Annotated in this window: 11 protein-coding genes; all 11 read right to left on the reverse strand. The window is 65.9% G+C overall.

Features of this window, described 5'->3' with window-relative positions:
• Window positions 1–40: 40 nt before the first annotated feature.
• The 11 genes from acnA to argJ all read right to left on the reverse strand — a co-directional run bounded on the left by acnA (window position 41) and on the right by argJ (window position 15,303).
• Window positions 41–2,704 (reverse strand): aconitate hydratase AcnA, encoded by a 2,664-nt coding sequence (acnA, locus tag ELEN_RS11710; protein ID WP_015761104.1) that lies wholly within the window; start codon window positions 2,702–2,704, stop codon window positions 41–43.
• Window positions 2,705–2,726: 22 nt separating this feature from the next.
• A complete protein-coding gene (locus ELEN_RS11715) occupies window positions 2,727–3,812 on the reverse strand; it encodes an isocitrate/isopropylmalate dehydrogenase family protein (RefSeq protein WP_015761105.1) in 1,086 nt (361 codons plus the stop codon).
• A gap of 99 nt (window positions 3,813–3,911) precedes the next feature.
• Window positions 3,912–4,517: a hypothetical protein gene (locus tag ELEN_RS11720; RefSeq protein WP_009305035.1), complete on the reverse strand. Its 606-nt coding sequence runs from the start codon at window positions 4,515–4,517 to the stop codon at window positions 3,912–3,914.
• Between the two features lie 225 nt (window positions 4,518–4,742).
• Window positions 4,743–5,249, reverse strand: a complete 507-nt coding sequence (locus ELEN_RS11725; protein WP_015761106.1) for a hypothetical protein — start codon at window positions 5,247–5,249, stop codon at window positions 4,743–4,745.
• A 111-nt stretch (window positions 5,250–5,360) separates the two neighbouring features.
• The gene (locus ELEN_RS11730; RefSeq protein ID WP_015761107.1) at window positions 5,361–7,613 is read right to left on the reverse strand and encodes a transglycosylase domain-containing protein; all 2,253 of its coding nucleotides are present in this window, start codon (window positions 7,611–7,613) and stop codon (window positions 5,361–5,363) included.
• A gap of 282 nt (window positions 7,614–7,895) precedes the next feature.
• Window positions 7,896–9,290, reverse strand: coding sequence for an argininosuccinate lyase (gene argH / locus ELEN_RS11735; protein ID WP_015761108.1), 1,395 nt, complete (start codon window positions 9,288–9,290; stop codon window positions 7,896–7,898).
• Window positions 9,291–9,300: 10 nt separating this feature from the next.
• Complete coding sequence (locus ELEN_RS11740) at window positions 9,301–10,695, reverse strand: argininosuccinate synthase (protein WP_009608767.1); 1,395 nt, start codon at window positions 10,693–10,695, stop codon at window positions 9,301–9,303.
• A gap of 265 nt (window positions 10,696–10,960) precedes the next feature.
• Entirely contained in the window at window positions 10,961–11,389 is a 429-nt protein-coding gene (locus ELEN_RS11745; protein ID WP_009305040.1) for an arginine repressor, read from the reverse strand.
• 360 nt (window positions 11,390–11,749) lie between these two features.
• On the reverse strand, window positions 11,750–13,021 hold the full coding sequence (locus tag ELEN_RS11750) for an aminotransferase class III-fold pyridoxal phosphate-dependent enzyme (RefSeq protein WP_015761109.1): 1,272 nt from the start codon (window positions 13,019–13,021) through the stop codon (window positions 11,750–11,752).
• A 21-nt stretch (window positions 13,022–13,042) separates the two neighbouring features.
• Entirely contained in the window at window positions 13,043–14,029 is a 987-nt protein-coding gene (argB, locus tag ELEN_RS11755; protein WP_009305043.1) for an acetylglutamate kinase, read from the reverse strand.
• A complete protein-coding gene (argJ, locus tag ELEN_RS11760) occupies window positions 14,026–15,303 on the reverse strand; it encodes a bifunctional glutamate N-acetyltransferase/amino-acid acetyltransferase ArgJ (protein ID WP_015761110.1) in 1,278 nt (425 codons plus the stop codon). Before argJ ends, argB begins: the two co-directional genes overlap by 4 nt.
• Between the last annotated feature and the right edge of the window lie 33 nt (window positions 15,304–15,336).

The raw sequence follows: 15,336 nt of genomic DNA on the forward strand, positions 1-15,336 counted from the left end.
CGACCGCTCTTCGCAATCGGGCGCCGACGTTACCTCTTCTTTACAAAAGGCTGCGCAGCACGAACGGCAGGATGCCGCCGTGCTGGTAGTAGCGGCCCTCGGTGGGCGTGTCCACGCGGACGGTCGCCCGGAACGTCGTCGTCTGGCCGTCCGCGCGCTCGGCGGTCACGTCCACCACGCGCGGCTCGGGCAGCCCCTGCGAGAAGTCGATGGGCGCCACCGTGTACAGCTCCGAACCGTCCAGTCCCAGGCTCTCGGCGCTCTCTCCCTCTTGGAACTGCAGCGGCAGGATGCCCATGCCGATGAGGTTCGACCGATGGATACGCTCGAAGCTCTCGGCGAACGCGGCGCGGATGCCCAGAAGCGCCGGGCCCTTCGCCGCCCAGTCGCGCGACGAGCCGCTGCCGTACATCTTGCCGGCCACCACCACGAGCGGCGTTTCCGCAGCCTCATAGTCCATAGCCGCGTCGAACAGCGGGCGCACCTCGCCGGTGGCGAAGTCGCGCGTCCAGCCGCCCTTCTTCCCCTCGGCCAGCTTGTTCTGCAGCTTCACGTTGGCGAAGGTGCCGCGCATCATCACCTCGTGGTTGCCGCGGCGCGCGCCGTAGGTGTTGAAGTCGGCCGGAGCCACGCCGCGCTCCTCCAGGTAGCGGGCCGCGGGCGAGTCGGCGGCAATGGAACCCGCCGGCGAGATGTGGTCGGTGGTGATGAAGTCGCCCAGCAGCGCCAGCGCGCGAGCGGCCTCAACGGGCTTCGGCGCGGAGGGCTCGCGCTCCATGCCGTCGAAGTACGGGGCGCGGCGCACGTAGGTGGACGCGTCGTCCCAGCTGAACGTGTCGCTGGGTTCGCTGCCCAGCGCGGCCCAGGCCGCATCGCCGTCGTACAGGCCGCGCGTGCCCTCCTCGTACAGGGAGCAGTCCACATGCTGGGCCACCAGCGCGGCGATCTCCTCGTCGCTGGGCCAGATGTCGGCCAAGAGCACCGGGGTGCCGTCGGGGCGCGTTCCCAGCGCGTCGTGCTCGAGGTCCGCGTCCATGGTGCCCGCCAGCGCGTAGGCGATGACCGCGGCGGGAGCCGCCAGGTAGTTCTGAGACACATCGGGCGAGATGCGACCCTCGAAGTTGCGGTTGCCCGACAGCACGCTGGCCAGCTCGATGTCCTCGGCCACCTCGTGCAGCTCGTCCAGGATGGGACCCGAGTTGCCGATGCAGCTCATGCAGCCGAAGCCGCACGTGTAGAAGCCCAGCGCCCGCAGCCCGTCCAGCAGCCCGGCGCGCTCCAGCAGAAGCTCGGTGGCCTTGCTGCCCGGAGCCAGCACGCACTTCACCCAAGGCTGGGGCTTGAGGCCGGCGTCGGCGGCCTTCTTCGCGACGAGGCCCGCGGCCAGCATCATCGAGGGGTCGGTGGCCGTCGTGCAGCTGGTCACCGCCGCGATGGCCAGCGCGCCGTGGGTCAGCTCGCACGCTTCGCCGTCGAGATCGACCGCCACGCGCTTGGACAGGTCGAGGCCGCGCTCGTCGCACACGGCGCGGAAGCGCTCCTGCACCGCCGACAGCGGGATGCGGTCGTGCGGGCGCGACGGGCCGGCCAGCGAGCGCTCCACGGCGCCCAGGTCGAACTCGATCACCTCGGCGTACGTGCGCGCGGGCGCGTCCGCGTCGTTCCAGAAGCCCTGCGCCTTGGCGTAAGCTTCCACGAGCGCCACCTGCTGCTCGCTGCGGCCGGTCAGGCGCAGATACGTCAGCGTCTGCTCGTCCACCGGAAACAGCGTGCAGGTGCTGCCGTACTCGGGCGTCATGTTGGAGATGCACGTGCGCTGCGTGGCGCTGAGCGCGTCGAGGCCCGGGCCGAAGCACTCCACGAAGCAGCCCACCACGCCCTTCGCGCGCAGCATCTGCGCGAACGACAGCGCCACGTCCATGGCTGCCACGCCCTCGCCCAGCTCGCCGCTCAGGCGCACGCCCACCACCTTCGGCACGAGCGTGGTGATAGGCTGGCCCAGCGCGGCCGCTTCGGCCTCGATGCCGCCCACGCCCCAGCCCAGCACGCCGATGCCGTTGGCCGTGGGCGTGTGGCTGTCGGTGCCCACGAGCGTGTCGAAGTACGCCGTCGGCGGCTCGCCGGGCGCGCCGTCGGCGGTCATGGTCACGTGGGCGAACTGCTCGATGTTCAGCTGGTGGCAGATGCCCGCTCCGGGGGGCACGATGCGCACGTTCTCGAACGATTCCTGCGACCACTTCAAGAAGTCGTAGCGCTCCTTGTTGCGCGAGAACTCCAGCTCCATGTTCTGCGCGAGCGCGCCCGCGCAGCCGGCGACGTCGGCGATGACCGAATGGTCGATCACGAGGTCGCAGGGAATCTGCGGGTTGATCTTCGTCGGGTCACCGCCCAGCTGAGCGCAGGCCTCGCGCATCACGGCGAAGTCCACGAACACGGGCACGCCCGTGAAATCCTGGAACAGCACGCGCGCCGGTGAGAACTCGATCTCGCTGCCCACGACGCCCGCACGCCCCGCTTCCACGATGCGCGCGGCCAGCTCCTCGGCCGCCTCCGGCGTTTCGGCGTTGCGCAGCACGTTCTCCAGCAGCACCGTCAGCGAATACGGCAGCTGCTCCGAGCCGGCGACGGCCGAGACCGGATAGTAGGCGTACGTCGTGCCGTTCACGTTCAGCGTCGAAGCGAATCGGCTGTTCTCTTGGCTCATAGGTTCTCCTTACTCCAACGTTTTAGAATGCCGCGATCAGGGCATCGGTGAATTCCGTGCAGCTTGCCGCCGGCTTGGACGAGCCGGTGGCCTTGCGAATGTCGGCGGTCAGGTGCGCGCCCTCCGCGTACACGGCGCGCACCGCGCGGCGGATGCGCTCGGCCGCCTCCGCTTCGCCCAGATGGTCGAGCATCATGGCCGCCGACAGTATCTGGGCGGTGGGGTTGGCCTTGTCTTGCCCCGCGATGTCGGGCGCCGAGCCGTGCACCGCTTCGAACACAGCGTACTCGTCGCCGATGTTCGCGCCCGGCGCGATGCCGAGGCCTCCCACGAGACCTGCGGCCAGGTCGCTGGCGATATCTCCGTAGAGGTTCGGGAACACGACCACGTCGAACTGCGCAGGATCCATAACCATGTTCATGCAGAACGCGTCGACGATGCGCTCTTCGAACGCCGCATCTTCGGCGCGCTCTGCGGCAACCTCGCGCGCCGCGCGCAAAAACAAGCCGTCGGTATGCTTCATGATGTTCGCCTTGTGCACGGCGGTCACCTTGCGGCGTCCGTGCCTGCGCGCGTAGTCGAACGCGAAACGCACGATCCGTTCGGACGCCGCCTTCGAGATCGGCTTGACGGAGATGCCGGAATCGGGACGGATAGCGCCCGCGCCCTCTTCCTCGCACAGCGCGATCAGCTTGCGGGCGCCCTCGGAGCCCTCTTCGAACTCGACGCCCGCGTACAGGTCTTCGGAGTTCTCGCGCACGATGACGATATCCACGCCGTCGTAGCGGCCGCCCGCCCCCGGAATGGACAGGACGGGGCGCAGGCACGCGTACAGACCGAGTTCCCGGCGCAACGCCACGTTCACGCTGCGGAATCCCGTGCCCACCGGCGTGGCGACGGGTCCCTTGATGGCCACCTTGTTCCGCTTGACCGCTTCGATGGTAGAAGCAGGCAGCGGCGTGCCGTGCTCCTCCACGAGATGCGCCCCCGCCTCGGCCACATCCCAAACGATATCGGCGCCGCTGGCCTCCACCACCCGTTGCATGGCGGCCGACGTCTCCGGGCCGATGCCGTCACCGGGTACGAGGGCCACGGTATGCGATGCCATGTTCTCTCCTTCTGCAATTGTTCGAACGATGCCCCTTTGCGCCGCCTTCTGGGCCGACGCGACGAAACGAGCCCGGAAGGCTCGTCGGAATGCCGTGCGCTAGTTCTGCACGTTGTCGATGATTTGCTGCGCACGGCGCTTGAGCGGCCCTTTGCCGTTGGAGGCGTCGAAGGCCATGCGCGCGCCCAGCTCTTTCTTCACGGAAGGTGCCAGCTTGCCCGCCGAGAAGTCGATAACCGACACCAGCATATCCTGGAACTCCAGGTCGCCATGGTAGCACTGGATAGCCTCGTCGATGAGAGGCCACACACGCTCAGAACGGTTCTCCGTCGTAGCGCCCAGCTTGCAGAGGAACCGCATGGCCGCCAAACGCACCGGCCCGCTCTCCTCGTCGAACAACGCGGTTTCGGCTCCGGGAACCGCTTTGTCGCACGTGCGGGAATCGTGGTCGACCATCGTGGTGAGGATATCGAGGCACTCCCAGCGCGTCTGGGCTTCGGGGCGATTCAGCGCGTCGATGACGGCAGCGCCGAACGGGATCATCAAATCGGGATGATCCTTGGCAAAGAAGGAGAGCGCCGCTGCTGCGTTCTGGCGCTCGCGCCTCGACGGACCCGACAGCGCACCCACCAGCTGCTTGAACTTGCGTTCGTTTCCGAATGCCTCTTCGGCGATGTTCCTGGCTCCCTGTGTCTTTTCGCTCACCGCTCGCTCCTCGTCCTCATGTGGGAAAATGTATAGTATTCTCCCTTTCCATTATACCCTCGGCCACCAAGCGCCCCCGCAGCAAGCGCAGAATTAACATGAGCGAAACCGATAGGCGGCAGCCGAAAACCCGGCAATACGACTGAGCGGACGCAAGCGTGGTCGAATGCGAAAGCGGCAGCCCGAAAGGGCCGCCGCTCAAAGCAGTGTGCGTGTCAGTCGAGATTATTCCGGCAGCTCGCTGGCCTTGTTGTCGCCCGACTGGAGCTTGCCGATGCCCTCGTCGTACTTCGACTTGATATCCTGGATGCGCTGATCGTACGTGGAATAGTCGAAGGGTTGTTCCTCGGTGGCGCTGTCGATTTCCGTATACAGGTCGATATAGGAGTTCAGCGCGTCCTTGAGATCGGCCGTGCCGTCGACGTACTCCTTCTGGATATCCTTGAGGGCGTCGGGGACGTTGAGGTTGTTCAGGTCGTCGATAGCCTTGAACGCGTTGTCGGCCTGCGTGCGCATGCCCACCACGTCGCCGCGCGATACCGCATCGGTAAAGCTCTCCAGACGGCTCTTCAGGTCGTCCATAGTTTGGTTGACCTGAGTCATGTACTGACGGTTCTCGGATTGCTGTTGCGCGGTCGCCGTATCCTGCTGCGCACATCCGCCCAGAGCCGCCACCATCAAGACGCCTGCGAACATGGCGACCAGCACCTTGGCGAATCTCGTATGTTTCATGTCGTACCTGCTCTCTTGCATCGAATCATCGTTGAACTATCGTAGCGGTTCGCCCGCCGTCGCGCCGGGGATGCGACGCGTTCGTATCGGAACGGTTTCCGGGTCCGCAACCTAGCTTGCCGGCTTGTCCGTCGTGCCTCCGGGGTCGGGCGTCGGCGTGGGAGTGGGCGTCGGATCGGGATCCGGCTTCGGCGTCGGATCGGGGGTTGGAGTAGGAGTCGGATCGGGCGTGGGCGTCGGCGTGGGAGTGGGCGTCGGCGTCGGCGTCGGCGCAGGATCGTCCTTGCCCTTGTCGGCGTCCTTGTCCTCGGCGTCCTTCTTCTTCTCGTCATCCTTCTCGTCGTCGGTGTTCGACGAGCTAGCGAACCCTCCCACATGGTAGGTCGGATCGGAGAAGTTCTTGTACGTGGGATCGGCCGCCTGCGGGAACTGCTCGGTCGGCTGGCCGTCGAGCACCGCGCTCATGAAGCGGCTGAAGACGTCGTCCGCGCCCGTGCTGGTAGGAATGGTCACCTGGTTGCTGGGATCGCCGAACCAAATGGCGGTGGCCAGCTGCGGCGTGATGCCGCAGAACGTGATGTCCTTGTAGCTTTCGCTCGTACCCGTCTTCGCGGCGACCACCTGGCCGTTCGGCAGAGCGGCCTTCTGTCCGGTGCCCTCGGAGGTGTTCACCACGCTCTTCATGACCTCGGTGGCCGCGTGGGCGACTTCAGGCGATATGACCTGTTCGCGATGCGTCTTCGAAAGCGAGGTGTCGGGCGTAGTGTTGTCGACGATCACCTCGCCCTTCGAGTTGGTGATGGTGAGGACGGGCGTTGGATCAATGCGCACGCCGCCGTTCGCAATGACAGCGTAGGCGCTGGCCATGTCGAGCATCGTGACGTTCGACTGGCCCAGCGTGAGCGACGGGTTCGCGCTGAGCGCGGAGGTGATGCCCATGTCCTTGGCGACCTTGATCACCTTGTCGATGCCCACGGCCATCTCAAGGCGAACGAAGCCCGTGTTGGACGACACGGCGAACGCGCGCTGAATGGAACGGGTGCCGTAGTTGTAGTTGTTGATGTTCTCCAGCGGAGGGATGGTGGAGCCGTACTCGGTATTGGGAATAGTGGCCGGCGACGAGCAGTCCACCATCGTCTGCGGGCTGATGCCCGCTTCGAGCGCTGCGATGAGCGTGAACACCTTGAACGAGGAGCCGGACGGACGGCCCGGATTGGGAACGCCGCGCTCGCCCGTGGCCAGGTTCAGCTTCTGAGTAGCCCACTCGTCGTCCTCGCCGCCCACCATGGCCTTGATGTAGCCCGTTTCGGGCTCGATGGCCACAAGCGCGCCGTAGATCGCCGGATCGAGACTCTCCCGCTTCTCCTTGATGGCGGCCTCAGCGGCCTCCTGGGAGTCGACGTCCAGCGTGGTCTGGATGGTCAGGCCGCCTTTGAACAGCTCATCGTCGGAATAACGATAGTCGCCGTCGGGATCCATGAGCAGGTCGCGCACGTAGCTGCTGAAGTAAGGATACTTCTCCAGGCCATCCACCGTGGTCTCGGTCGTGTTGAGCACGATGCCCTCCGCCTGGGCAGCATCGTGCTCTTCCTGGGTGATGTAGCCGTTCGTCAGCATGCGATCCAGCACGAGGTTGCGACGCGCGAGGCAGTTGTCCTCATGGTCGATGGGATTGTTGTACGTCGGCGACTGCGGAATGCCGATGAGCGCGGCCGCTTCGGCCAGCGTAAGCTCGCTTGCATGCTTCGAGAAGTAGCGCTGCGACGCGGCTTCGATGCCGTAGGCGCCGGAACCGTAGTTGATGGTATTGAGGTACATGAGCAGGATCTCGTCTTTGGAGTACTGTTCCTCCAACTTGACGGAGAGATACATCTCGCGCACCTTGCGCTTGAACGAGATATCGTTCATCTCGTCGGCCAGGATAGTGTTGCGCACGAGCTGCTGCGTGATGGTGGACGCGCCCTCCTTGCCGGAACCGGTGAGGTTCACGTACACCGCGCGCGCGATGCCCGCGAGGTCGAAACCGCCGTGTTCGTAGAAGCGCTCGTCCTCGGTAGCCACGGTGCCCTCGCGCACGTACTCGCTGATCTGGTCGAGCTCGACGGGGTCGCGGTACTCGACCTGGAAGCGGGCGAGCTCCGTACCGTCCGACGCCAGCATGATCGACGGCAGCGACGAGTTGAGCTGGCCGGCATCGGACACGTCGTAGTCCTCAAGGTCGCCGATCCACGACGAACCGAGGGCGTAGACGCCTGAGAAGCCGGCGACGATCACGGCCAAAAAGACCGTGAACACCGCAAGGAAGCCGATGGAAGGATGCTTTTTCTTGATCCCCGGCCTATTCTTTATAGAACGTGAAGCCACGTGTCACCTCCAAAAAAACTCCGCCCATTGTAACATCGGGGCACAGGCCCCCATGAATCAACACAAGTTCGTTGGAAAAAGGTCACACGGGAAAACGCCCGGTCGGGAGCTCAAAACGTGGTTGATGCAAGCAGGGTGCAGCGCTTTTTTCTCGGGCGCGGGAGCCCGCTTGCGGTCCGTTGCGCGTGTGCCGCGCCGATTCGAGACGCTCGCAGCGTGCGATCGGCGCGGCGAAGGACGCTCGGACCTCAGGCGGTGCCCCCGCGCCAAAAGGCGCTGCGCTTATCCCGCAAGCACCGCCTCGTCGGCCGCAAGGGCGTCTTTCGCAAGCGCCAGCTGCGCGCGCACGGCCGCGTGCCCGGTGCCGCCCTCGGTGGTGCGGGCCGCCACGATGCTCTCCAGATCGAGCGAGGCCGTGATGTCCTCCTCGAACAGGTCGCTTTCGGCTTTGAAGTCGGCCAGCGTCAAGTCGTCCAAGTCGCAGCCGCGCTGCTCGCATACCAGCACGAGGTGCCCCACCACCTCGTGGGCGCGCCTGAACGGCATCCCCTTCTTAGCCAGGTAGTCGGCCACGTCGGTGGCCGCCAGGTAGCCCTTCTTCGCCTGCGCCGTCATGGCCTCGGGCACCACGCGCATCGTCTCGATCATGCCGGCCGCGCACACGAGGCAATCCTCCAGCGTCTTGGCCGCGTCGATGGCACCTTCCTTGTCCTCTTGCAAATCCTTGTTGTAAGCCAGCGGCAGCGCTTTCATGGTGATCAGCAGCGCCACGAGGTCGCCTACCACGCGGCCCGTCTTGCCGCGGATAAGTTCGGCGAAATCGGGGTTCTTCTTCTGCGGCATGATGGACGATCCCGTGGAGAACGCGTCGGACAGCTCGATGAACCCGAACTCCGAGCTGGACCACAGCACGATCTCCTCGCACAGGCGCGACAGATGCATGCACGACACGCTGCACGCGTACGACAGGTCCAGCAGGAAGTCGCGGTCGGACACGGCGTCCAGCGAGTTCGGGATCACCCGCGAGAAGCCCAGCTCGGCCGCCGTCATCTGCCGATCGAGCGGGTACGTGGTGCCCGCGAGCGCCGCCGAACCCAGCGGGCTCGCGTCGGCAGCCGTGCGCGCGGCCGCCAGGCGCTCGAAGTCGCGCGCGAGCATCCACACGTAGGCCAGCATATGGTGCGAGAACAGCACCGGCTGGGCGTGCTGCATGTGCGTGTAGCCGGGCAGGACGACGTCGAAGTGCGCCTCGGCCTGCCGGACGAGCGCCTGGCGCAGCGCCACGTTCGCCGCCATGAGGTCCTCGCAGCGCTGCTTGGCGAACAGGCGCGTGTCGGTGGCCACCTGGTCGTTGCGACTGCGGCCGGTGTGCAGGCGCGCTCCCGCGTCGCCGATGTCGGCGATGAGCGCGCGCTCCACCGACATGTGGATGTCCTCGTCGTTGATGTCGAACGCGAAGTCGCCCGCCTCGATGCGCGCCTTCACGCGGTCGAGCCCCTCGACGATGGCCTCCGCATCGGCGGGCTCGATGACGCCCGCCGACGCCAGCATGCGCGCGTGCGCCTGCGACCCGGCTATGTCCTGCGCATACAGCGCCTTGTCAACCGGCAGCGATGCGCCGAAGCGTTGGGTGAACTCGCTCACGTTCTCGGTGAATCTGCCCGACCACAAAGCCATAGCATCCCCCTTAAGCCTTCTCGGCAGCGCCCTGCAGGGCCGCTTCCGCTTCTTCGACGACCGCCGCGTTCTCAGCCTCGGCCACCTGCTTCCACACCGGCGTCACGTCCTCGTACGCACCCTTCGTCAACGGGCCGACCTTCTTCTGCGCGTCGAACAGCTCGGCCGGTGCGCCCTCCTGCCGACGGTTCGAGGCCCACGTCTTGGCCGACAGCGTCTGCAGCTGGATGAAGCCCTTGGCCGCCGCGTGGTCGAACGAGTCGTCCTTGTCGTAGGTGGCCAGCGCGTAATCGTACAGCGAGTAGGCGCTCTTGCGGCCCACCACGGTGCAGGATCCCTTGTAGAACTTGAGCTTCACGGTGCCGGCCACGCAGCGCTGCGTGGAGGCGAGGAACGCGTCGACGGCTTCCTTGAGCGGCGAGAACCACTGGCCGTTGTACACGCACTTCGCCCACTCCTGCTCCATGCCCAGCTTGAAGTGCAGCACCTCGCGCTCCAGCACCAGGTCTTCCAGCGCCTTGTGAGCCTGAATGAGCGACAGCGCGCCCGGCACCTCGTAGCACTCGCGGCTCTTCACGCCCACCAGCCGGTTCTCGATCATGTCGATGCGGCCGTAGCCGTGCTTGCCGGCGATCTCGTTCAGCGCGTAGATGATACCGAGGAAGCTCTTCTGGCTCCCGTCGATGGCGTACGGCAGACCGCGCGCGAACTCGAGCTCCACGTACTGCGGCTCGTCGGGAGCTTCGGTGGGATCGACCGTCATCGTGTAGATGTCCGTCGGCGGCTCCATCCAGGGATCCTCCAGGACGCCGCACTCGATGGCCCGGCCCCACAGGTTATCGTCGATGGAGTACGGCGACTTCTTCGTGGTGGGAACCTCGATGCCGTGCGCCTGAGCCCATTCCATCTCCTCGGAGCGGGTGTGCAGATCCCATTCGCGCACCGGGGCGATAATCTCGATGTCCGGATCAAGCATGAGGATGCTCGCCTCGAAGCGCACCTGGTCGTTGCCCTTGCCCGTGCAGCCGTGCGCGATGTACTTCGCGCCGAACTTGTGCGCCGCGTCCACAAGGTGCTTGGAGATCAGCGGCCGGGACAGCGCGGACACGAGCGGGTACTTGTTCTCGTACAGGGCGTTGGCGGCCAGCGCCTTGGACAGGAAGTCCTGGGCGAACACGTCGCGCATGTCCACGACCAGGCATTCCACGGCGCCGGTTTTCAACGCCTTCTGCTTGATCTTCTCAAGGCCCTCATGCTCCTGTCCCACGTCGCCGACCACGGCGATAACGTCGAGGTTCTTCTCCTCCTGGAGCCACTTGATGCACACGGACGTATCCAGTCCGCCGGAATACGCCAGTACCGCTTTGTCCTTCTGCTGGGTTTGCTGAGTCTGCTGCTGAGCCATGGTAGGGTCCTTCCCCCGTGTTCGGTTGTCGTCGGGATGCCCGGTCATGGTGCGGCTGCGAAGGCGCCTCCCCCAGCGCTCGCCGGACGGTAGGGGTATGCGCGCGCCCATCGCGGTTCTCACCGCGCAAGGCTGTCGTCGTGCGCACCACGGCTTTTCGTGGTGACAGGCATCAGAGCCGGGCGGCTCGGACGCTGTTGCTTGTACTAAGCGTGGGGATGAGTGCAGGGAGAAAAGCGTCCCCGCCAAGAAATATAGTCGACGACTAGCGTCGTCGCAGTCGGTCGATGGCGCGCTCGACTTCGACGGCAGCCTCAGGGCTCTCCGCCGCGATCATGATCGTGTTGTCGCCGGCCACCGTGCCGAGTGCTCCGCGCAGGCTGGCCTTGTCGAGCGCAGCAGAGACGCCGGCTGCTCCGCCGGAGAACGTCTTCACTACGACCATGTTGCCTGCCACGTGCACCTCTTCAACCAATTCGGATACCATGCGCTGGAGCCGCATTTCCTCAGGGAGAACGTAATAGCCCTCACGAGACTTCACCAGGCCCATATCCATGATGTCGCGGGAGATCGTGGCTTGAGTGCATTCGTAGCCAGCGGCCTGCAGCTGATTGGCGAGATCGCGCTGCGTCTTGACATTATGTTCGCGAATGATGTCGCGAATGATGTCGTGCCGTTGTTGACGTTTTCTCATGCCCTCGATACTCTCTGTTCCCGTTCAAGAACGATCACATACGGTTCCGATCACAAGTACCTTCGCGGGGTATGCAGAATTGCGCAAGACCCGACGAAAATATGCATTAAATAGTACCCTATCCGTGAGCGTTCCGACCCCAGAATTTCAAAAAGTGCAGAAAGATTTTCGACGAACGTCCTTGCAGTCGTTATCCTAAACGAGCGCAGCGGCCCTGTCATCCTGAGCAAGTCGAAGGATCCGCAAGGTGCCAACCGTGAGACTTCCTGCTGTCGCCGCTCGGGATCCTTCGACTCCGCGCTTCGCGCCTCGCTCAGGATGACAGTCTATGGCGCCTCGCTCAGGATGACAGCTGCCCTTTCAGGACAACAGCGCCGCAAGCTTCTGCACCAGCACGTCCACGTCCTCCTTCGAACACACCAGCGGAGGCAGGAAGCGCAGCGTGCGCGGGCCGGTGAAGTTGAGCAGGAGGCCCTCGTCCAGGCCGGCCAGCACCACGTCGGGGGCGCTCACGCCCTCGGCGAGGTCGCAGGCCACCATGAGCCCTAGGCCGCGCACCTCTTCCACTTGCGGCAGCGCCGCCAGCTTCTCGCGCAGGTACGCGCCCGTGCGCTCGGCGTTGCCGGCGGCGTCCTCGGCCGCCAGCGCCCGCACGGTGGCCTCGGCCGCCGCGACGGCCAGGCAGCTGCCCCCGAAGGTGGAGCCGTGGTCGCCCGGATCGAACGACGCCGCCACCTGGGCGCGCGCAGCGCACATGCCCATGGGGAAGCCCGAGGCGATGCCCTTGGCAATGGTCACCACGTCAGGCGCGATGCCGAAGTGCTGGAACCCGAAGGGATACGTGCCGCAGCGGTACATGCCGCATTGGATCTCGTCGCACATGAACAGCGCGCCGCGCTCGGCGGTAAGGCGACGCACCGCGGCCAGGAACTCGGGCTCGCACGGATGCACGCCGCTCTCGCCCTGCACGCACTCCACCATGACGGCGCAGATGCCGTCGCCCTGGGAGGCGAACAGCGACTCGAGCGCCTTGATATCGTTGATGGGCGTGCGGACGAAGCCGTCGGGCAGGGGCTGGAACGCCTCCTGCTTGGCGGGCTGCGCCGTGGCGGCCAGCGTGGCCAGCGTGCGGCCGTGGAAGCTGGCGTCGAGCGTGACGATGAGGCGCGGCGCGGCGGCTGCGGCGGCGCGCACTCCGTCCTCGTCGGCGCCGGCGGCCTCGGCCGCAGCCATCGCGCGCTTCTTGGCGTGCAGTCGCGCCAGCTTGAAGGCGCATTCGTTCGCCTCGGCACCCGAGTTCGCGAAGAAGCTCTGCCACGGCTCGCGCTCGGCCTCGTCGACGCACTCGTTCAGCAAGTCGGATACGAGGTGCGCCACCTCGCCGCGATGCTCGATGTAGTAGTAGTTGCTCACATGGACCAGCGTGCTCGCCTGCTCCTCGATAGCCGACACGAGCGCCGGATGGCAGTGGCCCAGGCTCACGGCGCCCACGCCCGACACGAAGTCGAGGTACGTGCGGCCTTCCGCATCCTCCACCCGCATGCCGCGCCCGCGCACGAGCTCCACCGGCTTGCGGGCGTACGTGCCCATCACGTATGCGGATTCAAGCTGCTGTTCCTCGATAAAGCCCATGGTCGTCCTTCTTTCGCTCGCTTAGAAAATCTTGTTGTTCGGCGTCGCGCTGGCAGCATGCTGGCGATTCTCCAGCAACTTGGAGGCGAAGTTGCCCAAAGGATGGGTGTCGAACGTGCACGACTCCTCCGTGGAGTGCATCGTGGTGCCCACGCCGGTGCTGGTCAGAAGCTCCAGCAGCAGCGAGTGCGGGGTGATGCCGTTGATGATGTGCGCGCGGAACACGCCCGAATCCAGCGCGTGGATGCACGACTTCAGCTTCGGGATCATGCCGGTAGACACGATGTTGTTCTCCACCATGTACTGCGCCTCGAACAGCGTGAGGTTCGAGATGAGCGAGTCCTTGTTCTCGAAGTTCTCGTACAGGCCGTCCACGTCGGTGAGGAACACCACCTTGTGCGCGCCGATGGCGGCCGCGATGTGGCCCGCCACCATGTCGGCGTTCACGTTGTAGAAGCCGCCGTCCTCGCCCAGCGCCACCGAAGCCACGACGGGGATGTAGTCGCCGGCAACGAGGTCGTCCAGAAGCGGGCTGTTGATGCGCGTGATGCGGCCCACGCGTCCCAGCTCCGGGCTGGCCTGTTCGGCCACGATGACGCCCGCGTCGGCGCCGCTGACGCCCACGGCGAAGTTGCCGTGCTCGTTGAGAGCCTCCACCAGCTCCTGGTTCACTTTGCCCATCAGCACGGTGCGCACGAGGTCCATGGCCTCGGGCGTGGTGACGCGCTGACCGTCCTTGAACTCCACGGGAAGCTGCAGGAAATCCATGGCCTCGGTGATGGCCTTGCCGCCGCCATGCACGATGACGGGATTCACGCCGACGATCTTCAGCAGCACGATGTCGTTCATCACGTCGGCGCGCAGCTGCTCGTCCACCATGGCCGAGCCGCCGTACTTGATGACGACGGTCTTGCCGGTGATGTTCTTGATCCAGGGAAGCGCTTCGACCAGCACCTCCGCCGCTTTGTTCGCTACGCCCTTCGGGCGGGTGTCCTTCGCGTACTTCATGAGCGATAGTCTCCGTTGATCGTGATGTACTCGTGTGTGAAATCGCATGTCCAAACCGTGGTCCTCGCCTCGCCTGCGCCGAGGTCGACGTCGATGACGATCTCGGGCTGCTCGAAACGGCGCAGCGCCTCGTCCTCGTCGAACGCTTGCGCAAGCCCGCCGCGGCACACCGGCAGGCCCATGATGTCGATGGACGCATCCTCCTGGCGGAAGACCGCGCCCGACTTGCCGATGGCCGCCGCGATGCGGCCCCAGTTCGCGTCGCGGCCGCAGACGGCCGTCTTCACGAGCGGCGAGTTCGCCACGGTGCGCGCGGCCAGGTCGGCGTCGGTGTCGTTGGCAGCACCGGTCACATGCACGGTGACCAGGCGCGTGGCCCCTTCCCCGTCAGCCGCCATCATGCGGGCCAGCGTCTCGCACACCTCGACGAGCGCCGCCTGGAAGCGGGCGAAGGCCGGGCCGTCCGGATCGAACGCGCTTGCGCCCGCAGGTGCTGCGGCGCCGCTGGCGAAGAGGAAGCAGGAATCGTTCGTCGACGTGTCGGAATCCACCGTCACCTTGTTGAAGCTGCGATTCACGGCGTGCACGAGCGCCCTGTGCAAGGCGGGCGCGGACACCGGCGCGTCGGTGGTGAGGACGGCGATCATCGTGGCCATGTTCGGCATGATCATGCCCGAGCCCTTCGACATGCCGCCCACCGTGAACGTGCAGCCGTCGTAGCCGATTCCGTCGCCCGAGAACGTGACGGCGGCCTCCTTCGGACGCGTGTCGGTGGTCATGATGGCGCGCGCCGCATCCGCGCCGCCGCCGGCAGACAGCAGCGACGCCGCCGCAGGCAGGCCGATCCCGAACGGCGCCAGGGGCAGCTGCACGCCGATGACGCCCGTGGACGCCACCAGCACCTCGGATGCGGGGCAGCCCACGGCATCGCCCGCGATGCGCGCCGTCTCGCGCGCGGCCTCCAAGCCGGGCTCGCCCGTTGCCGCGTTCGCATTGCCCGAGTTCACCACCACGGCGCGCGCCGTGCCGTAGGCGGGCTCGCCCGGCTGGTCGGCGCCCAGCTGCGCGCGCGATACGATGACCGGCGCCGAGCAGAACACGTTCTTGGTGAACACGGCCGCGCACGCGCAGGGTTCGTCGGCGACCACGAGCGCGAGGTCGAGGCGCTCGGGATCCTTACGGAAGCCCGCGTGCACGCCGGACGCGCGGAACCCGCGCGCCGCCGTCACGCCGCCTTGGGCGGGATGCGTTGCAGCGATCGGTTGGTCGGTCATAGCGGCTTCTTTCTGTTGCGGCTTGCGGCTAGT

Source organism: Eggerthella lenta DSM 2243 (genome assembly GCF_000024265.1).
GTDB lineage: Bacteria > Actinomycetota > Coriobacteriia > Coriobacteriales > Eggerthellaceae > Eggerthella > Eggerthella lenta.